This is a genomic window from Methylobacterium carpenticola, from assembly GCF_042748905.1.
Taxonomy (GTDB): domain Bacteria; phylum Pseudomonadota; class Alphaproteobacteria; order Rhizobiales; family Beijerinckiaceae; genus Methylobacterium; species Methylobacterium carpenticola.
This window is the reverse complement of record NZ_JBHZEO010000001.1, coordinates 6,025,919-6,046,696: the sequence shown is the minus strand read 5'-3', so window position 1 is coordinate 6,046,696 and position 20,778 is coordinate 6,025,919. Positions and strand designations below refer to the sequence as shown.

The following is a 20,778-nucleotide window of genomic DNA, read 5'->3' as shown; positions in this document are numbered from 1 at the left end:
TTCCCGCAGCCGACGTCGGCCGATCGGAATCGCCGGAAGCGCGCGTGCCTGAACGACTCGGAGGTGCAACCGTCTCGGAAACCGAAGCCTCCGCCTCGGAATTGCTCGCCGCCGTGGCTGATCCGGCCCTCGCCGTGGCCGTATCGGCCCGTATCTCGGAGCTCGACGGGCTCGTGGTTGTGTCCGTGGAATCAGGATTGCCTTGTCCCGCCGATCCTCTCCGCGTCCGATCTGCCATGACCTCTCTCCCATTGATTTCAATGCCATTAGTCTGGGGGCATCGTTGGAATCACGCCGGGATCCATAAGCTGAACATTCGGGACGATCTCTGCCTTTCCGGATAATTCGTTTTTCAACTGCTGCGCCAAGGCGCCCGTCATCTTCACGCTCATCAAATTGCCAGAGCCCGCAACGTCCGGATCGAGGACATCAACCCCTCCATCTTCCGCAATGCGCCGCCTGAGATCGTTCACATCGGCATCGGGTTGCGCCTTGATGCGAACCAGGAATTCTTCCTTCTGATCTGGACTGGCCATCGAATCATCCCCGTCGATCACCTTGAGGACAGCAGCAAAACACGAGCGAAGTTTGGAAATACATTCATCCCAGCTATTTTCACCATATACCTTGATTCAATGACTGCATATCTGCCCGTGCGCAGACTTGTTTGAACACTCGGCCACGGTTTGCCGTCAGGGATGGAAGCCGTCGCTGCTCTGGTTGGAACGGCCACGGCTCCCAGCTCGTCGCTTTCGCTTCGGCGCCGTCCCCGCATCCACTCCACGGGAGTGCTCTCGCGTGCCACCGCGGCAGGAGCACCGGACGCCCAGCGATCGGGGTCACCTCACAGGTCGCGGCGGCCTGTCCGCGGTTCACGGATGCCGACGCGCCGGCGATGTGTGTTCACCCCGAGGCCGTCATGGGCTTCAGTGCATCTGGTGAGCACCGAGATTGCTCGGCTGGGCTTGCAGGAAGCTCAGGGCGATCGGGCCGACGGTCTTGATCACGTCGCCGATGACGCTCCAGTCGAACTGCGCCCCCAGCTGCGGCTGACCGGCGTTCATGCCCGCCAGGCCCGGTGCTCCGGCCCGCTGGGCGCCCAGGCCACCCGGCTGGGCCTGCAGGAGGCTGAGCGCGATCGGCCCGACGGTCTTGAGCACGTCGCCGATGATGCTCCAGTCGAACTGAGCCCCGAGCTGCGGCTGCCCCGTGCTCAAGCCGGTCAGACCGGGCATCGTGGCGCGCTGGGCGCCCAAACCGCCCGGCTGGGCTTGCAGGAAGCTCAGGGCGATCGGGCCGACGGTCTTGATCACGTCGCCGATGACGCTCCAGTCGAACTGCGCCCCCAGCTGCGGCTGACCGGCGTTCATGCCCGCCAGGCCCGGTGCTCCGGCCCGCTGGGCGCCCAGGCCACCCGGCTGGGCCTGCAGGAGGCTGAGCGCGATCGGCCCGACGGTCTTGAGCACGTCGCCGATGATGCTCCAGTCGAACTGCGCCCCGAGCTGCGGCTGCCCCGTGCTCAAGCCGGTCAGACCGGGCATCGTGGCGCGCTGGGCGCCCAAACCGCCCGGCTGGGCTTGCAGGAAGCTCAGGGCGATCGGGCCGACGGTCTTGATCACGTCGCCGATGACGCTCCAGTCGAACTGCGCCCCCAGCTGCGGCTGACCGGCGTTCATGCCCGCCAGGCCCGGTGCTCCGGCCCGCTGGGCGCCCAGGCCACCCGGCTGGGCCTGCAAGAAACTGAGTGCAATCGGCCCGACGGTTTTGAGAACATCACCGACGATGCTCCAATCGAACTGGGGCCCAAACTGGCCGTTGCCAGAGGCTGCGCTAGTGTAAGCTGTCATGACCGTTTCCCCTGTTTGAAGGCTAATGTGAATGCCGAGCCGGCAAGTAAAAGGCTCGACCATTCCAGACCCAGCCAGCGGGTAACGTTAACGCCCACAAGCAAAGAAAAAGAGCACTTGCAGGCAAGCAAGTCTCGGTGGGCATGTACAAATACTACTCGCCCTCAAATTGCATGTCTAGTACACAATCAGCTGCTGCATACAAAATGTGCAAGCTAAAGCAGCATGCATTGCTCTCTGAAAGCTTAGCAATGCACTCGCAATACATCAAACGAATGACGAGGACCGCAATCGAGTGGACGAAAACCGTGTCCCGCAAGGTCGAATGGCACACGATTGGGCGCGAGCCCGGCACGCTTCACGCTGCATCAGGGCGTCGCGGAACGGGCGGCTCCGCGCGCGAAGACCCTCGCCCGATCAGGTGTCCGACCGATCCGTCCTCTCCGCCGCCTCGATCGCGGCAAGGTGGGCCGCGATGAGATCATGGTGCGACTGCCACTCCTGCTGCGTGCATTCCAGAGCCGCCAGAAGGTCTTCGGCAAGGCCGACGTCGCAGCCGCCCTGGCGCAGCATCGTGATGCGCCTGCGCTGCTCGTCGATCCGGCGGCGACCGTCCGTGAGGTGCTTTTCCGAGAGCGCCAGGAGAGCCGCCTCCCGATCCCAGGCACTGCGTGTGCTCATCACGGTGGCCTCGTATCGCCCACCGATCTTAGACCGGCGCGCCGCAGGCGGGAATCCGCTCAGTTTCGCAGACGCGCCATCATCGCCTCGGCCAAGGCCAGATCCTCGGGCGTGTTGAGGTTCAGGAACGGATCGACGGGATCGGAGGACCATTCCGCCTGCGCGGCGCCATGCCCGGCGATCCACTGGCCGACGCGGCGCAAGCCGCCGTCCAGCGCCGCGCGCAGGTCCTGGCGCAAGGCCACGGGCCAGAGGCCATCCACGAAATGCGAGCGCCCATTCGACACCGCCGTGGCGAGGGGAAGCCCCGCACTCGCGCGGGCGGCATGGAGCCGGGCTACGAAATCCGCAGGCAGGAAGGGCGTGTCGCCCGCGACGCTCGCCACGAAGCGCACCTCCGGCACGTGTTCGGCCGCGTAGTCGAGCGCCGCGAGCACGCCGGCGAGGGGGCCTGCGGCTCCGGCGACCGGATCGGGCACGATCGGGCCCGGGAAGAGGCCGGCGAAGCGGGCCGGGTCGCCGTTTGCGTTCAGGATCACCCCGGCCGGGCATTGCGGCGCGAGGCGGGCCGCCACGCGTTCCAGCAGGGTCGGTCCGCCGAGCCGCAGCAGGGGCTTGTCGCCGCCGCCCATCCGGCGGGCGAGGCCGCCGGCCAGGATCACCCCGAGGGTCGGCGGGGCCGCGCTCACTCGATGACGATCCGGGGCGGGGTGCGGCCCGCGGGCGCGCCGGACAGGCCCGCCCAGAGCCGGGCGGCGATGTCCCGGTAGATCGCGGCCTGCGGTCCGTCCGGATCGACCGCCACGACCGGGCGGCCCGCATCCGAGGATTCCCGGATCGTCATGGTCAGCGGCACCTCGCCGAGGAAGGGCACGCCGAGGCGCTCCGCCTCCTCGCGGGCGCCTCCATGCCCGAAGATGTGCGAGGCGCCCCCGCAATGCGGACAGATGAAGGTCGCCATGTTCTCGACGATGCCGAGGATCGGCACCTCGACCCGCTTGAACATCGCCACGCCGCGCCGGGCGTCGATGAGCGCGAGATCCTGCGGCGTCGAGACGATCACCGCGCCCGCGAGCGGCGTCGCCTGGGCGAGGGTGAGCTGCGCATCGCCGGTGCCCGGGGGCATGTCGACGACGAGCACGTCGAGTTCGCCCCAGGCCACCTCGCGCAGGAGCTGGGTCAGGGCCGATTGCACCATCGGGCCGCGCCAGATCATCGCCGTATCGGCCTGGATCAGGAAGCCGATCGACATCACCGGCATGCCGTAGCCGTCGAGCGGCACGATGCGCTGGCCCTGCGGGGTGCTCACCGTCTCGGGCTTCCGGTCGAGGCCGAGGAGCTTCGGCACCGAGGGGCCGTAGATGTCCGCGTCGAGGAGGCCGACCTTCAGGCCCCGCGCCTTGAGGGCGAGGGCGAGGTTGCAGGCCGTGGTCGACTTGCCGACGCCGCCCTTGCCGGAGGCCACCGCGATGATGTGGCGGATGCCCGGCAGCGCCGGGCCGGGCCGCGGGCCGGCCCCGCCGGGACCGGGCGGACGCGCCGCCGCGGGCGCCGCGCCCTGCGACCGCTCGGCCGTGAGGCTCGCGAGCGCGCTCTTGACCCCACCGATTTTCAGGACGGCGATCTCGGCCGCTTGGCGCACCGCCTCGAAGGCCTTGGCCTCGCTCGGGTCGATGCCGATCGAGAACATCACCCGGTTGCCGGCATCGATCACGATCTCGGAGAGGCGCCCCGAGGCGGGCAGCGGGGTGCCCTTCGCATCCACCGTCACGCCCGACAGCGCCCTCAGCACGTCCTCACGGGTGATCGTCACGTCTCTGTACTCCTCGCGGGACGCCCGGGCGGACGCGAGCGGCGCCCGGTTCATCCGTCCGTGTAACCCCAGATGTCCATGTAACCCCAGATGTCCATGTAGCCCGAGGTGGCGGAAACACCAGGGCCGGCCCGCTCCCGGCTCAATGCGGCCGGGCCGGAAGATGGCACACCTGCATGGGGCCGCGCACCAGGGTGCCGTCGCCCCGCCGGTACCGCCCACGGCGGACATGCCGGCAGCCCGGCGGCCCCGGCAGCCGCCGCACCCGCTCCACATGGACGGCACCCGCACGCCGCCCCGAGAAATCGTATCCGCCGATCCGGACGTTGCCGCCGAGGCGCACCTCGGCCCCGGCCGGGGAGGCGAGCCCCAGCACCGTCGCCACGACGAGCCCGCCCCAATGCGCGCGCCCCATGTCTCGATCCTCCCTCGCTCCGGCCCGGCCGACGCGGTGCCCGCGCCACCGTTCCGTGTGCTGCACCGCACCGCGACCGCGGCAGCGTCGCCGTATCCCCGGTTCATCCACAGCGCCATCCACAGACCGGGAGGCTTCCATGCGCGAGCGGATCGAGGATCTGGGCTTCATCATGACCATCGCCACCGTGGCCCTGATGGGAAGCCTGCTCACCAGCCTGTTCGCCTGATCCGGTTTCCGGACGCGACGGGCGCCCTGGACACGGCGCGCGTTTCGGCCGAAGGGACCGTCACCCACACGCGCAAGGAGGGACGATGCCGCTCTCGGTGATGACGCTGCGGAGATTCGCCTTCGCCGCCGGATGCCTCTGCATCCCGGTCATCGTCTGGCTGTCCCTGATCCCGAAGGAATGGGAGCTGCGCACCGGTGCCGCCGGGCAGATCGAGCACGTGATCGCCTATGCGGGAACCGGCGCGCTCCTCGCGATCGGGCTCGCGCGTCCGGCCGGCTGGCGGCTGTTCACGATGCTGGCGGCGCTCGCCTGCGTGATGGAGGTGGGCCAGATCTGGGTGCCGGGCCGCACCTCCCAGGTCATCGACGCGGTAGCGAGCGTCAGCGGGGCGGGCCTCGGCGTGCTCGCCGGGTCCGCCCTTCACCGCCTCATCGGGCGGCGCCTCGCCTGAGAGGATCAGATGGAGCGGATCGCGCCGCCATCGACCCGGATCATGCTGCCGGTGACGTAGGAGGCCCGCTCCGAGGCGAGGAAGCAGGCGACGTCGGCGAATTCCTGCACCCGGCCGTAGCGCTTGGCGGGGATCGCCGCGCGGGCCGCCTCGGCGATCTCGGCCGGAGTCTTGCCCTGGGCCTTGGCGTTGGCGGCGTCGAGTTCACCGGTCCGGTCGGTCTCGATGCGGCCGGGCAGGATCATGTTCACCGTCACGCCCTCCGCCGCCACCTCGCTCGCCAGCGTCTTCGCCCAGCCGGCCAGGGAGGCGCGCAAGGCATTCGACATCACGAGGTTGGGGATCGGCTGCTCGACGCCGCTCGACGCCACGACGAGGACGCGGCCGAAGCCCGCCTGCCGCATCCCCGGCAGAACGAGGCCCGCGAGGCGGATCACCGGTACCACCATGGCGTCGAACTGGGGCGCCCAGGCCTCGGGTGCGACCTTGGTCGCCTGGCCGGCGGGCGGGCCGCCCGTGTTGGCGACCAGGATGTCGACGCCGCCGAGCTGCTCCTGCGCCGCGGCGTGGATCGCCTCGACGCTGTCCTTGAGGTCGCCCGCGAAGGCGAAGGCGCGGCCCTGGCCGCGGGCGTTGATGGCGGCCACCGCCTCGTTCAGGCGATCGCCGCTGCGCGCCGCCAGCAGCACGTTCGCCCCCTCCGCCGCGAGCCCCTCGGCGATGCCGCGGCCGAGGCCGCGGCTGGAGGAGAGAACGACGGCGCGCTTGCCCTTCAGGCCCAGATCCATGGATGCATGCTCCTGCTTGCTTCGTCCCGATCACTTCGTCGCGGCGAGCGCGGCGAGCCAGCGCTCGGCCTGTGCGCGCACATTGGCGGGCGCGGTGCCGCCGTAGCTGGTGCGGCTCGCCACCGAGTTCTCGACGCCGAGCACGTCGTAGATCGCCGCCGTGATGCGCGGCTCCTCGGCCTGCATCTCGGCGAGCGGGAGGGCTTCGAGGCCGACGCCCTTCGCCGCCGCCGCGCCGACGAGGCGGCCGGTGACGTGGTGGGCGTCGCGGAAGGGCAGGCCGAGTTCGCGCACCAGCCAGTCGGCGAGGTCGGTGGCGGTGGCGTAGCCCGATCCGGCCGCGGCCTTCAGCACCTCCGGCACCGGCTCGAGATCGCGCACCATCCCGGCCATCGCGGCAAGGCACAGCGAGAGGGTCAGGAGCGCGTCGAAGGTGCCCTCCTTGTCCTCCTGCATGTCCTTCGAATAGGCGAGCGGCAGCCCCTTCATGACGATGAGCAGGCCCGAGAGTGCGCCGATCACCCGGCCGGCCTTGGCCCGCACCAGCTCGGCGGCGTCGGGATTGCGCTTCTGCGGCATGATCGAGGAGCCGGTGGTGAAGCGGTCGGAGAGCTTCACGAAGCCGAACTGGGCCGAGGTCCAGATCACGATCTCCTCGGCGAAGCGCGACAGGTGCATCGCCGCGATCGCGGCGGCCGAGAGGGCTTCGAGGGCGAAGTCGCGATCGGCCACGGAATCGAGGGAATTGGCGGTCGGCCGGTCGAAGCCGAGCGCCGCGGCCGTGGCGTGCCGGTCGATGGGGAACGAAGTCCCGGCGAGCGCCGCGGCGCCGAGCGGGCACTCGTTGAGCCGTGCGCGGGCATCGCGGAAGCGGCCGCGGTCGCGTCCCAGCATCTCCACATAGGCGAGGAGATGGTGGCCGAAGGTGACGGGCTGGGCCGATTGCAGGTGGGTGAAGCCCGGCATCACGGTGCCCGCGTGCTTGAGGGCCGTCTCGGCCAGCGCCCGCTGCAGCTCGGCGGCCTGGGCGTCGAGTTCGTCCAGGGTGTCGCGCACCCACAGGCGCATGTCGGTGGCGACCTGATCGTTGCGCGAGCGCGCGGTGTGCAGGCGCCCTGCCGTCGGGCCGACGATCTCGCGCAGGCGGCTCTCCACATTCATGTGGATGTCTTCGAGCGCGCGCGCGAAGGTGAAGGCGCCGGACTCGATTTCCGCCTGAACCGTCTTGAGGCCGGCCTCGATCGCCGCCACATCGGCCTGCGGCAGGATCCCCGTCTTGCCCAGCATCGCCACGTGGGCCAGCGAGCCCCGGATGTCCTGGGGGGCGAGGCGCTTGTCGAAGCCGATGGAAGCGTTGATCTCCTCCATGATCTCGGCGGGGCCGCTCGCGAAACGCCCGCCCCACATCCGGTTGCTCATGTCCGCACCTCGTCTCGCCGTCACGCCCCTCCGCCTCGCCCTGGGAGGCGGGGTCCTTGCCGCAGGGCTTGCGCTCGGGGCCGCCCTATACGCCAGGGGCGGCCACGGCAACAGCGGCACCTGCGCGACCGCCGCCGCGACCGCCGCCCGGGTGGCGCCGCTCGCCCGCGGCGAGGTCGCCGCGCTCCAGGTCGATCCCGCCCCGCAACCCGCGCCGGCCCTGGCCTTCACGGGTCCGGACGGCAAGCCGCGTAGCCTCGACGACCTCAAGGGCCGCACCGTGCTCCTGAACCTGTGGGCGACGTGGTGCGCGCCCTGCAAGGCCGAGATGCCCGCCCTCGACCGACTTCAGGCGGCCCTCGGGAGCAGCGATTTCGAGGTGGTGGCCCTCAACGTCGACACCCGCAACCTCGACAAGCCGCTGACCTGGATGAAGGAGAACCGGATCGAGCGGCTCGCCTACTATTCCGATTCCGCGGGCGGCGTGCTGCCGGTGTTGCAGAAGAGCGGGGCGGTGGTCGGTCTGCCGACGACGCTCCTGATCGACAGGGCCGGCTGCGAGATCGGCGTGATGAAGGGCCCGGCCGAATGGGCGAGCGAGGACGCGCTCAAGCTGGTACGGGCGGCGCTCGGGGCGGGGTAACCCCTGCCGGCGCCCGGAGGGGACGCTTCCCTGGGGGCGCCTGGAAGCCCTCGTGTGCCCAGCTCAGACCGTCACCGGGCCGGGTCTTCCCGCCGGCCCCGGACATCCGATCGCCCCGGGCGTCGATCGACAGGCGCTCGCCTATCGACAGCCGGCTGACCTCCGCCGCATCGAGCGGGGCGGGCATCTTGACGCCCGGGAGAGCGCGGAACCCGTCGACCACGAACACGCGATCGGAGAATCCCTGCGTCCTGCGCGCCTTGCAGGACCTTCACCGTCCGGGCGTCCGCCTGGTCGGCCTGAACGATCACCATCTGTTCCATGTCCGGCCTGCGAGACGCCGCCCGGGAGACGCAAGCTCAAGTGTCCGGCTGACAAGCCGGGAGTGCTAAGGACGCGCGTCGCGCCGTGACGGCCGATCGCGCTCGGCGAGAATGGTCCGGCACGGGAAAGCGCCGCTCGTCGGCCCGTGCTCTGTCGTTGAACGCACTCTGGATTCCTGGCAGGGCCCGCATCATGACCGCCCCGTCCCGCATCCGCCGCGTCCCGCGCCCGCTCTCCGCCCTGCGCAGTCTCCTCGCCAGCAGCGCGGGCGGCGGCGTCGTGCTGATGGCGAGCGCCTTGCTCGCGCTGATCGTCGCCAATGGCCCGCTCGGGGAGACATACGCCCACGCGCTCCACGCCGAGATCGGGCCCCTGAGCCTGCTCCACTGGATCAACGACGGGCTGATGGCGGTGTTCTTCCTGCTGGTCGGGCTGGAGATCAAGCGCGAGTTCCTGGACGGGGGCCTGCGCACGTGGCCGGACCGGGCCCTGCCCGGCATCGCGGCGCTCGGCGGCATGATCGCCCCGGCGCTGGTCTACGTCGCCCTCAACTGGCACACGCCCGCGACCCTCCGGGGCTGGGCGATCCCCGCCGCCACCGACATCGCCTTCGCGCTCGGCGTGCTGGCGCTCCTCGGCGCGCGGGCACCGGTCTCGCTCAAGATCTTCCTCACCGCGCTCGCCATCCTGGACGATCTCGGCGCGGTGCTGATCATCGCCGTGTTCTACACCGCCGACCTGTCCTGGCCGATGCTGGGGCTCGCGGCCGGCATCCTGGCGATGCTCTTCACCCTCAACCGGGTCGGGTCACGGCGGCTCGGGCCCTACCTCATCCTCGGCGCGGCGCTCTGGCTGGTGGTGCTGCGCTCGGGGCTCCACGCGACGGTGGCGGGCGTGCTGCTCGCGCTCGCGATTCCCTGCCGCCCGAGCCCGGGCCGCCCGGACGACACCCACTCGCCCCTGCACGCGCTGGAGCACGCGCTCCAGCCCCTCGTCGCCTACGCCGTCGTGCCGATCTTCGGCTTCGCCAATGCGGGCGTGTCGCTGACGGGGCTCGGCCTCGGCGTGCTCCTCGCCCCGGTGACGCTCGGCGTCGCGCTCGGCCTGTTCGTCGGCAAGCAGATCGGGGTGTTCGGCGGGGTCTGGCTCGCGGTGCGGACCGGGCTCGCGAAGAAGCCCGCCGGCGCCACTTGGCAGCACGTCTACGGGGTGGCGCTGCTCTGCGGTATCGGCTTCACCATGAGCCTGTTCATCGGGGCGCTCGCCTTCGCGTCCCGTCCGGATCTCGAAGCCGAGACCAAGCTCGGCGTGCTCGTGGGCTCCCTGCTCTCGTCGCTCGCCGGAGCGCTGGTGCTGTCGCTCGCGGCGAGGAAGGTGCCGGCCGCGGAGTAGCTGGTCCCCCGCGTCTCAACCTCCGCCAAGCGAGAAGCGAGGGGCGCTCAGTTCACCTCCACCTGCACCACCCCGGGCACCGCCCGCAGGGCGCCCGCGACCTGGGGCGTCGCCTGGTAGCGGTCCCGCAACCGCACCTCGACCTCGCGCTCGCCGCCGTCGAGGATGAGGATCAGCGAGACCTCGCCCTCGCCGCGCACGGTCAGGCGCTGCTGCACGCTGGCGATGGGGCGCTCGTCGCGCAGGTAGATCCGCATGCCCTTCTGATGGCGGGCGACCGCCTGGTCGAGGGGTTCGCAGGTCTGGATGCGGGCGCGCACGTCCTCGCCCTCGGCGCTCGCCTGGAGCTGCAGGGCCAGGGCCCGGCCGGGCTCGAGGAGTTCGCGGTACTGTTGCAGCCCTTCCGAGAACACGATCGCCTCGAAATGGCCGGTCTGGTCCGAGAGGTTGACGATGCCGATCTTGTTGCCGGTCTTGGTGCGCCGCTCCGAGCGGTCGAGCACGGTGGCGGCGACGCGCCCCACGCTGTTGCCCGCCCGCACCGAGCGGCAGAACTCCACCCAGGTCTGGACGCGGAGCTTCCTGAGCAGGTCGCCGTACTCGTCGAGGGGATGGCCCGACAGGAAGAAGCCGACCGCCTCGTACTCCTTCTTCAACCGGTCGGCCGCCGGCCAGGGATCGTAGGCGGGGATGCGCAGGGCCACATCCGCGGCGGCGACGCCGCCGAACATGTCGGTCATGCCCACCGACTCGGCCTCGATCGCTCCCTGGGCGAGGCGCATCATCGGCTCGACCGCCGCGAAGGCCCGGGCCCGGTCGGGCTCGATCTCGTCGAGGGCGCCGGCGCCGACCAGGCTCTCCAGCGTGCGCTTGTTGACGAGGCGCGGGTTGAGGCGGCGGGCGAAATCGCCGAGGTCCCGGAACGGCCGGTCGCCGCGCGCCTGGACGATCGCCTCCACGGCCGAGCGCCCCACACCCTTGATGGCCGCGAGCGCGTAGCGGATCGTGCCGTCATGCACCTCGAAGGTGACGCCGGAGCGGTTCACCGAGGGCGGCTCGACCTTGATGTCGAGGCGCTGCGCGTCCTGGCGCAGCTCGGCGAGCTTGTCGGTGTCGTCGAGGTCCTGGGACATCGAGGCCGCCAGGAACTCGACGGGGTAGTTCGCCTTCAGGTAGGCGGTCTGATAGGTGATCAGCGCGTAGGCCGCCGCGTGCGACTTGTTGAAGCCGTAATCGGCGAACTTGGCGAGCAGGTCGAAGATCTCGTTGGCCTTGGCCTTGTCGAGGCCGCGCTCCATCGCGCCCTTGAGGAAACGGTCGCGCTGGGCGTCCATCTCCGCCTTGATCTTCTTGCCCATGGCGCGGCGCAGGAGGTCGGCGTCGCCCAGCGAGTAGCCGGCGAGCACCTTGGCCACCTCCATCACCTGCTCCTGGTAGACGATGATGCCGAAGGTCTCGGCCAGGATCGGCTCCAGCTTGGTGTGGGGGTACCACGCGGCCTCGTTGCCGGCATCGCGCCCGAGCTTGCGCTCGCAATAGACCGGGATGTTGGCCATCGGGCCCGGCCGGTAGAGGGCGACGAGGGCGATCAGATCCTCGAAGCGGTCGGCGCACATCTCGACGAGCGCCTTGCGCATGCCCGCCGATTCCACCTGGAACACGCCCACCACCTCGCCCTTGCGCAAGCGCTCGTAGGTGCGCGCGTCGTCGATGGGCACGGCGGCGAGGTCGATCTCGATCCCGCGCTGCTTGAGCAGGTCGGTGGCGCCGCGCAGCACCGTCAGGGTCTTGAGGCCCAGGAAGTCGAACTTCACGAGGCCGGCCTGCTCCACCCACTTCATGTTGAACTGGGTGACGCGCATGCCCGTCTTCGGGTCTCGGTAGAGCGGCACCAGCTCCTCGAGGGGCCGGTCGCCGATCACCACGCCCGCCGCGTGGGTGGAGGCGTGCCGGTGCAGCCCCTCCAGCTTCTTGGCGATCTCCATCAGCCGGGCGACCACCGGCTCCTCCTCCATGGCGCTCTGGAGCCGCGGCTCGCCCTCGATCGCCTGGGCCAGGGTGACGGGGTTGGCCGGGTTCTGCGGGACGAGCTTGGTGAGCTTGTCGACCTGCCCGTAGGGCATCTCCAGCACGCGGCCGACGTCGCGCAGCACGCCGCGGGCGAGCAGGGTGCCGAAGGTGATGATCTGCGCCACCTGCCGCTCGCCGTAGCGGCTCTGCACGTACTCGATGACGCGCTCGCGCCCGACCACGCAGAAATCGATGTCGAAATCCGGCATCGAGACGCGCTCGGGGTTGAGGAAGCGCTCGAACAGCAGGCCGAAGCGGAGCGGATCGAGGTCGGTGATGAGGAGCGACCACGCCACCAGCGAACCCGCGCCCGAGCCGCGGCCCGGCCCGACCGGAATGTCGTTCGCCTTGGCCCACTTGATGAAGTCCGAGACGATCAGGAAGTAGCCCGGGAATTTCATCTTGGTGATGATGCCGATCTCGTAGGCGAGACGGTCCCGGTAATGCTGCTCGGTGAGCCCCTCGGCGGGGCCCGCCTGGGCGAGGCGGCGCTCCAGCCCGGCCTCCGCTTGGCGCTTCAGCTCGCCCGCCTCGTCGAGAAACTCGGCGGCCTCGGCGGGGGCGCTCCCGGCCGGCAGGCCGAAGCTCGGCAGGATCGGCTTGCGGGTGCGCACCCGGTAGGCGCAGCGCATCGCGATCTCGACCGTCGCCGCGAGGGCGTCCGGCAGGTCGCGGAACAGCTCGGCCATGCTCGCGCGGGTCTTGAAGGCGTGGCGCGGCGTCAGCCGGCGGCGCTTCTCGTCCGAGACGATGCGCCCCTCGGCGATGGCGAGCAGCGCGTCGTGCGCCTCGTAATCCTCCGGCTTGGCGAAGAACGGCTCGTTGGTGGCGACGAGGGGCAGCCCGTGCCGGTCGGCGAGCGCGATCAGCTCCGCCTCCACCGCCCGCTCGTCGGGCAGGCCGTGGCGCTGGATCTCCACGTAGAGGTGATCCTCGCCGAAGGCCTCCACGAGCCGCGCGAGGCGCGAGGCGGCGTGCTCCGGCCGCGCCGCCCGCAGGCACGAATCGAGCGGGCCGGTGAAGCCGCCGGTGAGCGCGATCAGGCCCGGGGCGCAGTCCTTCAGGGCCTCCACCGGCACCCGGGGCGATTCGCCGAGGGGCCCGTCGAAATAGGCGAGGCTCGCGAGCTTCAGGAGGTGGCCGTAGCCGGTCTCGTCACGCGCGAGCAGCACGAGGTTCGGCAGGGGCGGCGGCCCGCCGCGCTGGCCCGGCTCCGGCACCTCGAACTGCACCGAGAGCTGGATGCCGGCGATCGGCTGGATGCCACTGCCCGCCGCCTTCTCGGAGAATTCGAGGGCGCCGAACAGGTTGTTGGTGTCGGTGAGCGCGAGCGCCGGCTGCCGGTCGGCCGTCGCCGCCTTGACGAGGTCGCCGATCTTCAGCGCCCCCTCCAGCAGCGAGTAGGAGGAGTGGGTGTGGAGGTGAACGAAACCGACGTCCTTGAGCACCCGCACGCGCCGTTCTCCGTCTCGCACGGCCGGAGAGACGCCCGGCCGGGCCGCGAACGTTTGCAGCAGCGCTTGCCGGAGTCACGCCACACCGGGGCGGGATTCACAGGCTCTTCGCACGAGCGCTCAATGCAGTGGCGCCAGCGCCACGGCCCAGAAGGCCACCGCGCCGGCCAGAAGCCCCATCGCGGCGATCTCCGTGACTCCGAGGAGGACTTTGCGTAGGATCATGGGAGCAGCCTTCGTTCGCTGTCGGGACCATGTTTGTTCGCTTTCCGTTCGCAGTCAAAGGGGGCTGCACGGCGATCCGGTCCTGCGGTAAACGATCGGTGAACAACCGGCGATCGATCGCGCGCGATCGGAACTGAAGCGGCCGCATCGGACGCTGCGTTGCGGCGCCGGGAGCGGCGGCCTATCTAAGCGCGACCGTTTCGGTGGAGCGGCGCGGGCCCCGCGCCCTTCGCCCGCCGGATCCAGAGAACAACCGACGACGAGGTGGCGCATGGCGCGCGACGAGTCCGACGCGACCCCGCTCACCACGCGGGACGCACTGATCGAGTGGTTCGCGCAAGGCGAGAAGCCGAAGGACGCCTTCCTCATCGGCACCGAGCACGAGAAGGTGCCGTTCTACCGCGCCGACCTCGCGCCCGTGCCCTACGAGGGCGAGCGAGGCATCGGCGCGCTCCTCGACGGCGTGCAGCGGGCGACCGGCTGGGAACCGATCATCGATGCGGGGCGGGTGATCGGGCTCGCGGCGGCCGAGGGCGGCGGCGCGATCTCCATCGAGCCCGGCGGCCAGTTCGAGCTCTCCGGCGCGCCGCTGCCCGACGTGCACGCGACCAGCCTCGAACTCGCCCAGCACCTCGACGCGGCGCGCGCGGCCGCCGACCCGCTCGGCATCGGCTTCCTCACCCTCGGCATGAGCCCGAAATGGACGCGGGGCGAGACGCCCGTGATGCCGAAGAGCCGCTACCGCATCATGCAGGCCTACATGCCGAAGGTCGGAACCCTCGGCCTCGACATGATGCTGCGCACCGCCACCGTGCAGGTGAACCTCGATTTCGCCTCGGAGGCCGATATGGTGCGCAAGATGCGCGTCGGCCTCGCCCTGCAGCCGGTCGCCACCGCCCTGTTCGCCAACTCCCCCTTCACCGACGGGCGGCCGAACGGGTTCCTGTCGCGGCGCTCCGAGATCTGGCGCCACACCGATCCCGACCGCACCGGCATGCTGCCGCGGGCCTTCGAGCCCGGCTTCGGCTACGAGGCCTATGCGGACTGGCTCCTCGACATGCCGATGTATTTCGTGAAGCGGGGCGAGACCTACCACGACGTCAGCGGCGCCTCCTTCCGCGACCTGATGGAGGGGCGGCTCGCCGCCCTGCCGGGCGAGCGCGCGACCCGCTCCGACTGGGCGAACCACGCCTCGACCGCCTTTCCGGAGGTGCGCCTGAAGCGCTTCCTGGAGATGCGCGGGGCCGATGTCGGCGATCCGGGCATGATCGCCGCCCAGGCGGCCTTCTGGGTCGGGCTCCTCTACGACGACGCGGCCCTCGACGGCGCCCTCGACCTGATCGACGGCTGGGACGCCGCCGCCCGCGAGGCTTTGCGGGCGGAGGTGCCGCGCCTCGGGCTCGCGGCCGAGATCGGCGGACGCAGCGTGCGCGAGGTCGCCCGCGACGCGCTCGGCCTCGCGGAGGCCGGCCTCAAGGCGCGGGCCCGCCGCGACGGGCAGGGGAGGGACGAGACGCTCCACCTCGCCCCGCTCCACGCCATCGCGGCGAGCCGGACCCGGGCGGAGGACCTGCTCGCCCTCTACGAGGGGCCATGGAACGGCTCGGTCGATCCGGCCTTCGGCGCCTGCACCTTCTGAGCCGGGCATCGCGGCCGGATCCCGGGCGTTGTCCCCAGCGAAACCGTCAAGCTGGCCCTTGTGGTGCGTTTCCGCACAGTTCTCCTGCGACGTTCGGGCTCCTATGGTCAGAATGACGCAGACCTCTACAGGGCGCGCCGGCGGCAAGTCCGGCGAGACCTGCGGGAGATGCCCATGACGGGTCGATGACCCGGGAACGAGATCTGTCCCTGACCGTTCTTAAGCCCGAACGGGTCGCGAGAGCCGCCAGGCCCGAGACCCCTACCAGGAGAATGATCATGTTCCGCATGAAGTCCCTCGCCCTGGCCGGCACGGCCGCCGTGGCTCTCGGCGCAGGCGTGGTCGGCTCGGCGCAGGCGGCGCCCCTCCCGGCCGCGAGCGCGGCGGCGGTGGCCGGTGCGCCGGCGGCCGTGGACCAGGTGCGGTGGCGTGGCGCCTATTACGGCGGCGGCTACCGGGGCTACGGCTATCGCGGCGGCTACGGCTATCGCGGCTACGGCTATCGCCGGAACGTCGGCGGCGCGCTGGCGGCCGGCGCGGCGCTCGGCCTGATCGGCGGCGCCATCGCGGCGAGCGCGGCCCCGTCCTACGGCTATTACGGCGCCCCGGCCTACGGCTACAGCTACGGCTATCCCGCCTACGGCTACCCGGCTTACGGCTATCCCGCCTACGGCTACGGCTATTACGGCTACTGAGTCCGGCTTCCCGGCTCGACCGGCGGCCCGGCGCACCCTGCGCCGGGCCGTTTCGCATGGATGATCCCCCGCGTGAGCGACCCCGACGACCTCGACCTGCGCGGGCTCAAATGCCCGCTGCCGGTCCTGCACACCCGCAAGGCCCTGCGCCGCCTCGCCCCCGGAGGCCGCCTCGTCGTCCGCTGCACGGATCCGCTCGCGGCCATCGACATCCCGCACCTCCTGCACGAGACCGGAGACCGACTCGACGCGCAACGGTCCGAGGACGGCATCCTCGTCTTCGAGATCCGCCGCGGCGAGCGCGCCTGACGCGAATGGGCTTGGTTCCCTGCGCCGGGCCCCCGTATTGCATCGGCCTGCGCCGCATGGCGGCGCCCGCGCCGACCGTCCAACCCTCTCCCTCGCGAGACATGCCATGACCCGCTGCTTCGCCCCGACCCGTCACGCCGGAGCCCGCCCGTGAGCCGTCCCCGCATCACCGGAACGCGCCCCCTCTACGAGGGCTGGGGCCGCTACGTCATGGCCGAGGTGCAGCTGCCCGATGGCAGCACGATCACCCGGGAGGTGGAGGATCATGGCCGCGCGGTCACGGTCCTCCCCTACGATCCCGAGCGCCGCACCGCCCTGCTGGTGCGCCAGTTCCGGGCGCCCCCCTGCATCGTCGACGGCAGCGTGGATATCCTCGAGGCGCCGGCGGGCTGCCTCGACGAGGACGACCCGGCGGCCTGTGCCCGCCGGGAGGCCTTCGAGGAGACGGGCGTGCGGCTCACCGCCCTGGAGCCGGTCACCCGGGCCTTCTCGATGCCGGGCGTCTCGACCGAGCTGATGGACCTCTACCTCGCCCCCTACCGCGGCAGCGACCGCACGGGCGAGGGGGGCGGGCTCGCGTCCGAGCAGGAGAACATCGTGGTGGTCGAGATGCCGCTCGCCGACCTCGCGGCGCTGGCGGAGGAGGGCGGCCTGCGCGACCTCAAGACCCTGTTCCTCGTCCAGACCCTGCGCCTGCGCCGCCCGGACCTGTTCGGGCCGGCGGCCTGACCCCGGAAACGACGAAGGCCGGCGTCCCCGCCGGCCTTCGATGCGATGCGACGATCGCGCGGCTCAGCGCTGCACGATCACCTTCGCGCCGACCTTGGCGCGGCTGTAGAGGTCGATGACGTCGTCGTTCGTCATGCGGATGCAGCCGGACGACACGGCGGTGCCGATGGTCTCCGGCTCGTTGGAGCCGTGGATGCGATAGAGGGTGCCGCCGAGATACATGGCGCGGGCGCCGAGGGGATTCTCCGGGCCGCCCTTCATGTAGCGCGGCAGGTCGGGACGGCGGCGGATCATCTGCGACGGCGGACGCCAATCCGGCCACTCGCGCTTCATGGTGATGCTCTGCACGCCGTTCCAGGTGAAGCCCGGCCGGCCGACGCCGATGCCGTAGCGCAGGGCCTGGCCGCTGCCGAGCACGTAGTAGAGCCGCCGCTCGGTGGTGGAGACGACGATGGTGCCGGGACCGTAGGGCCCGTTATAGGCCACGGTCTCGCGCGGGATCGGGCTGATCTTGGGCACCGTCGCGTCCATCGCGTCGGGCGAGGCGGCGGAGCCGGAGGGGCGCACCGTGACGGTGAGCGCCTGGGTGAGCGGCTGGCGGGTGAGCGGGTCGATCTCGTAGGCGGCGGCGGGGGCCGCCCAGGCGACGACGGCGCAGGCGAGCCCGGCCAGAGCGGGGGCGAAGCGGCGCATGGGAGCCTCTTGGGGAGCGCTTGGCGTGAGGGAAGGGCGATGCGTGAACTGCCGCGCATCGTGCGGCTTGACCGATGGCCAAGCCGTAAACGCACCCCCGCTAAAGCCAAGCTTAAAACGGCCGCACCCGTGCGGTTGCGCAGCCGACGTGGTTCGCAGGACACAGTGTTGCGACCGCGTCGCGCACGGGGCCGGACGAGAGGCTGAAAGAGGGATTAAAATCGTTCCAAGACGGGAGCGTCGGACCGGGGCATGGCGCCGCCGGCCGGCTGCCTCACGTCTCGCTGGTGCCCTGCCCGGGGGCGAGGCGGCGCACCGCGGCCTCGATGCGGTCGGCGGCCCGGCCGATGCCCTCGGCGATGCGCCCCTCGGCCGCCTCGCGATCCGCCTCGCCCGCCGCCGCGGCCTCGCGCAGGGCGGCGGCCTCGCCCTCCAGCTCCTCGATCCGGCGGCGGGTCTCGGCGAGTTCGTCGAACACCGTCAGCGCCGCCATCACGTGGAGGCGCATGTCGCCGATCTCGCCGAAGGCCTTGCGCATCTCGCCGATGCGGCTGTCGAAGGCGCTGGCCAGCGCTTCGAGATGCGCCTGCTCGCCCTCGCCGCAGGCCATGCGGTAGGTCTTCCCGGCAATGCTCACCGTGACTTGAGGCATCGACGCGTCCCGTTCTCCCTTATCCGTCCGCGCGGCCGCGGGTGATCACGCCCTCGACGGTGCCGATGGCGCGCCCGAGCCGGTTCTCGACGTCGTCGGTCACCGCCACGGCCTCCGCGAGCTGCGCGAGCGCCCCGTCGAGCTCCGCGGCCAGCCGTGCCCGGTCCTCCTGCATGAGGGCGAGTTCGGCCTCCAGATCGCCGCGGCTGCGCTCGGCATCGAGCTTGCGGGTCACGGCGGCGTCGAGGAGGGCGACCGCGGCTTCGAGCCGGCGCAGCGCATCCTCCACCGCTGCACTCATGATTCACCCCTCGACGCGACGATACTGACCGACACCATGGCGAAAGCCTAGAGCGCGGCCACGCCGCCCGCAATCACTCCGGATGAAGTCCACAGACCGGGCGGCCTGATTTGACAGGCTAGACCGTCATGTTAGGAAGCCCGCGCTCGCGTCAGGCCATGTCGGCCGGCGCACAGCCGCAGAGCCGGGTTCCCGTGACGCCTTCTGCCTTCCTCGTCAGCGCCGCCCGCAAGGGATCGTCCGGCGCGTGCGGGTTGGCCGTCCCGGCAACGGCACCTCATATCCCCCAGCATCCCGATCCCGCCGGACGGTCGCCCGGCCGCGATGCCGTGCGCCCGGTCCATCCTCGGGGCCGGGGTCGGGAACTGGGCTGCAACCTGAAGCGGGGAGGTGGAATCCCCGTTCCTTCTCGGGAGTCATCGACATGACGGTCAAGGTCGCCATCAACGGCTTCGGACGCATCGGGCGCAACGTGCTGCGGGCCATCAAGGAGGCCGGGCGCACGGATATCGAAGTCGTCGCCATCAACGACCTCGGCCCGGTCGAGACCAACGCCCACCTGCTGCGCTACGATTCCGTGCACGGCCGCTTCCCCGGCGAGGTGAAGGTCGAGGGCGACGCGATCATCGTCGACGGCCAGCGCATCCGCGTCACCGCGATCAAGAACCCGGCCGAGCTGCCCCACGGCGAACTCGGCGTCGACATCGCGCTCGAGTGCACCGGCATCTTCACGGCCCGCGACAAGGCCAAGGCCCATCTCGACGCGGGCGCCAAGCGCGTGATCGTCTCGGCTCCCGCGGACGGCGCGGACCTCACGGTCGTCTACGGCGTCAACCACGACAAGCTGAACGCCGAGCACCGCGTCATCTCGAACGCCTCCTGCACCACCAACTGCCTCGCGCCGGTGGCCAAGGTGCTCAACGACGCGGTCGGGATCGAGCGCGGCTTCATGACGACGATCCACTCCTACACCAACGACCAGCCCTCCCTCGACCAGATGCACAAGGATCTCTACCGGGCCCGCGCCGCGGCCCTGTCGATGATCCCGACCACCACCGGCGCCGCCAAGGCGGTGGGCCTCGTCCTGCCGGAGCTGAACGGCAAGCTCGACGGCACCTCGGTGCGCGTGCCGACCCCCAACGTCTCGGTCGTGGACTTCAAGTTCGTGGCCAAGCGCGCCACCACCGTCGCGGAGATCAACGAGGCCATCAAGGTGGCGGCGAACGGCCCGCTCAAGGGCGTGCTCGGCTACACCGAGGCCCCGAACGTCTCGATCGACTTCAACCACGATCCGCACTCCTCGACCTTCCACATCGACCAGACCAAGGTGCTGGACGGGACCTTCGTGCGGGTGATGTCCTGGTACGACAACGAGTGGGGCTTCTCGAACCGCATGGCCGACACGGCCGTGGCCTTCGCGAAGCTGATCTGAGCCGGCCCGGGACGGTGGCGGATCCTCTCTTCGAGGGGATCCGCCACCGTCCGACACGCTCTTCCCGCGAACGGCGCCCGCCGCGGCGGGCGATGCCGAGGAGCCGCCATGACCGACGCCACGGACGTCACCTCCACCTCCGGAACCGCCACAGCCCGCACCGTTCCGGTGCCGGCCGCATCCCCGCCTGTCCCGGCCCCCGTCGATCCCCCTTCCTCCGCGGCCGCGCCCGCGCTGCCGCCTCAGGTGAGCGACCAGCTCGCCCGCATCGAGGACAAGGCCTCCCGCATCGAGGACAAGTACGCCCGCTCCGAGGCGCTCCTGTCCCGCGTCGAGGACCGGGTCGAGGCCGCGGGCCAGCGCATGAATGAGGCGGCGCGCCAATCCGACCTCGCCGCCCTGCGCAGCGAGGTGCGGGCCATCGGCGAGCGCACCCGGCGCCTGCCGGGCTTCGGCATGCTCCTGCTCACGGCGATCATCACCGCCGTCCTGACCGTGGCGCTCACCCTCGCGGCGCAGCGCCTGAATCTCCAGACCCTGATCCCGCCGCGGTGATCCTCCCGCCCGCCACAGG

21 protein-coding genes are annotated in these 20,778 nt (G+C 70.9%); 9 read left to right on the top strand and 12 right to left on the bottom strand.

Going from position 1 to position 20,778, the window contains the following annotated elements; genetic code table 11:
- Nucleotides 1-266: 266 nt before the first annotated feature.
- From ACE101_RS28000 to ACE101_RS27975, 6 genes are all read right to left on the bottom strand, one after another.
- Nucleotides 267-536, bottom strand: a complete 270-nt coding sequence (locus tag ACE101_RS28000) for a hypothetical protein (protein ID WP_379136838.1) — start codon at nucleotides 534-536, stop codon at nucleotides 267-269.
- A 390-nt stretch (nucleotides 537-926) separates the two neighbouring features.
- Nucleotides 927-1,847, bottom strand: a complete 921-nt coding sequence (locus tag ACE101_RS27995) for a hypothetical protein (RefSeq protein ID WP_379136835.1) — start codon at nucleotides 1,845-1,847, stop codon at nucleotides 927-929.
- 417 nt (nucleotides 1,848-2,264) lie between these two features.
- Nucleotides 2,265-2,531, bottom strand: a complete 267-nt coding sequence (locus ACE101_RS27990) for a hypothetical protein (protein ID WP_379136833.1) — start codon at nucleotides 2,529-2,531, stop codon at nucleotides 2,265-2,267.
- A gap of 56 nt (nucleotides 2,532-2,587) precedes the next feature.
- Nucleotides 2,588-3,217 (bottom strand): molybdenum cofactor guanylyltransferase MobA, encoded by a 630-nt coding sequence (mobA, locus tag ACE101_RS27985; protein WP_379136830.1) that lies wholly within the window; start codon nucleotides 3,215-3,217, stop codon nucleotides 2,588-2,590.
- Entirely contained in the window at nucleotides 3,214-4,341 is a 1,128-nt protein-coding gene (locus tag ACE101_RS27980) for an Mrp/NBP35 family ATP-binding protein (protein ID WP_379136827.1), read from the bottom strand. Before ACE101_RS27980 ends, mobA begins: the two co-directional genes overlap by 4 nt.
- 142 nt (nucleotides 4,342-4,483) lie before the next feature.
- Complete coding sequence (locus ACE101_RS27975) at nucleotides 4,484-4,756, bottom strand: hypothetical protein (protein WP_379136824.1); 273 nt, start codon at nucleotides 4,754-4,756, stop codon at nucleotides 4,484-4,486.
- Nucleotides 4,757-5,070: 314 nt separating this feature from the next.
- Between ACE101_RS27975 and ACE101_RS27970 the strand changes: the two genes are divergently transcribed.
- Nucleotides 5,071-5,439, top strand: coding sequence for a VanZ family protein (locus tag ACE101_RS27970; RefSeq protein ID WP_379136821.1), 369 nt, complete (start codon nucleotides 5,071-5,073; stop codon nucleotides 5,437-5,439).
- Nucleotides 5,440-5,444: 5 nt separating this feature from the next.
- Here the strand turns inward: ACE101_RS27970 and ACE101_RS27965 are convergent, their stop codons facing one another.
- Both ACE101_RS27965 and argH read right to left on the bottom strand, forming a co-directional pair.
- Complete coding sequence (locus tag ACE101_RS27965; protein WP_379136818.1) at nucleotides 5,445-6,227, bottom strand: SDR family oxidoreductase; 783 nt, start codon at nucleotides 6,225-6,227, stop codon at nucleotides 5,445-5,447.
- Between the two features lie 30 nt (nucleotides 6,228-6,257).
- The gene (argH, locus tag ACE101_RS27960) at nucleotides 6,258-7,646 is read right to left on the bottom strand and encodes an argininosuccinate lyase (RefSeq protein ID WP_379136816.1); all 1,389 of its coding nucleotides are present in this window, start codon (nucleotides 7,644-7,646) and stop codon (nucleotides 6,258-6,260) included.
- Here argH and tlpA point away from each other — a divergent pair.
- A complete protein-coding gene (gene tlpA / locus ACE101_RS27955) occupies nucleotides 7,645-8,289 on the top strand; it encodes a thiol:disulfide interchange protein TlpA (RefSeq protein ID WP_379136813.1) in 645 nt (214 codons plus the stop codon). The two genes, argH and tlpA, sit on opposite strands and share 2 nt — an antisense overlap.
- A 516-nt stretch (nucleotides 8,290-8,805) precedes the next feature.
- Nucleotides 8,806-10,005: a Na+/H+ antiporter NhaA gene (gene nhaA / locus ACE101_RS27950; RefSeq protein ID WP_379136810.1), complete on the top strand. Its 1,200-nt coding sequence runs from the start codon at nucleotides 8,806-8,808 to the stop codon at nucleotides 10,003-10,005.
- Nucleotides 10,006-10,052: 47 nt separating this feature from the next.
- On the opposite strand, the gene dnaE is transcribed toward nhaA, so the two are convergent.
- Complete coding sequence (gene dnaE, locus ACE101_RS27945) at nucleotides 10,053-13,529, bottom strand: DNA polymerase III subunit alpha (RefSeq protein ID WP_379136808.1); 3,477 nt, start codon at nucleotides 13,527-13,529, stop codon at nucleotides 10,053-10,055.
- Nucleotides 13,530-14,025: 496 nt separating this feature from the next.
- Between dnaE and ACE101_RS27940 the strand changes: the two genes are divergently transcribed.
- The 4 genes from ACE101_RS27940 (at nucleotide 14,026) to ACE101_RS27925 (ending at nucleotide 17,126) form a co-directional block, all read left to right on the top strand.
- On the top strand, nucleotides 14,026-15,393 hold the full coding sequence (locus ACE101_RS27940) for a glutamate--cysteine ligase (RefSeq protein WP_379136805.1): 1,368 nt from the start codon (nucleotides 14,026-14,028) through the stop codon (nucleotides 15,391-15,393).
- 278 nt (nucleotides 15,394-15,671) lie between these two features.
- Nucleotides 15,672-16,088, top strand: coding sequence for a hypothetical protein (locus ACE101_RS27935; RefSeq protein ID WP_379136802.1), 417 nt, complete (start codon nucleotides 15,672-15,674; stop codon nucleotides 16,086-16,088).
- A gap of 60 nt (nucleotides 16,089-16,148) precedes the next feature.
- Nucleotides 16,149-16,397 carry a sulfurtransferase TusA family protein gene (locus tag ACE101_RS27930; protein WP_379136799.1) on the top strand — a complete coding sequence of 83 codons (249 nt, stop codon included), beginning with the start codon at nucleotides 16,149-16,151 and terminating at the stop codon, nucleotides 16,395-16,397.
- A 210-nt stretch (nucleotides 16,398-16,607) separates the two neighbouring features.
- Complete coding sequence (locus ACE101_RS27925) at nucleotides 16,608-17,126, top strand: NUDIX domain-containing protein (protein WP_379138991.1); 519 nt, start codon at nucleotides 16,608-16,610, stop codon at nucleotides 17,124-17,126.
- A gap of 63 nt (nucleotides 17,127-17,189) precedes the next feature.
- On the opposite strand, the gene ACE101_RS27920 is transcribed toward ACE101_RS27925, so the two are convergent.
- The 3 genes from ACE101_RS27920 to ACE101_RS27910 all read right to left on the bottom strand — a co-directional run bounded on the left by ACE101_RS27920 (nucleotide 17,190) and on the right by ACE101_RS27910 (nucleotide 18,772).
- Nucleotides 17,190-17,819 (bottom strand): L,D-transpeptidase, encoded by a 630-nt coding sequence (locus tag ACE101_RS27920; RefSeq protein ID WP_379136796.1) that lies wholly within the window; start codon nucleotides 17,817-17,819, stop codon nucleotides 17,190-17,192.
- Between the two features lie 274 nt (nucleotides 17,820-18,093).
- Nucleotides 18,094-18,471, bottom strand: a complete 378-nt coding sequence (locus ACE101_RS27915; RefSeq protein ID WP_379136794.1) for a cell division protein ZapA — start codon at nucleotides 18,469-18,471, stop codon at nucleotides 18,094-18,096.
- Nucleotides 18,472-18,490: 19 nt separating this feature from the next.
- Entirely contained in the window at nucleotides 18,491-18,772 is a 282-nt protein-coding gene (locus tag ACE101_RS27910) for a DUF4164 family protein (RefSeq protein ID WP_379136792.1), read from the bottom strand.
- A 424-nt stretch (nucleotides 18,773-19,196) separates the two neighbouring features.
- Between ACE101_RS27910 and gap the strand changes: the two genes are divergently transcribed.
- The gene (gap, locus tag ACE101_RS27905) at nucleotides 19,197-20,204 is read left to right on the top strand and encodes a type I glyceraldehyde-3-phosphate dehydrogenase (RefSeq protein WP_379136789.1); all 1,008 of its coding nucleotides are present in this window, start codon (nucleotides 19,197-19,199) and stop codon (nucleotides 20,202-20,204) included.
- Between the two features lie 108 nt (nucleotides 20,205-20,312).
- Nucleotides 20,313-20,759 carry a hypothetical protein gene (locus ACE101_RS27900; protein ID WP_379136787.1) on the top strand — a complete coding sequence of 149 codons (447 nt, stop codon included), beginning with the start codon at nucleotides 20,313-20,315 and terminating at the stop codon, nucleotides 20,757-20,759.
- The last annotated feature ends 19 nt before the right edge of the window (nucleotides 20,760-20,778 follow it).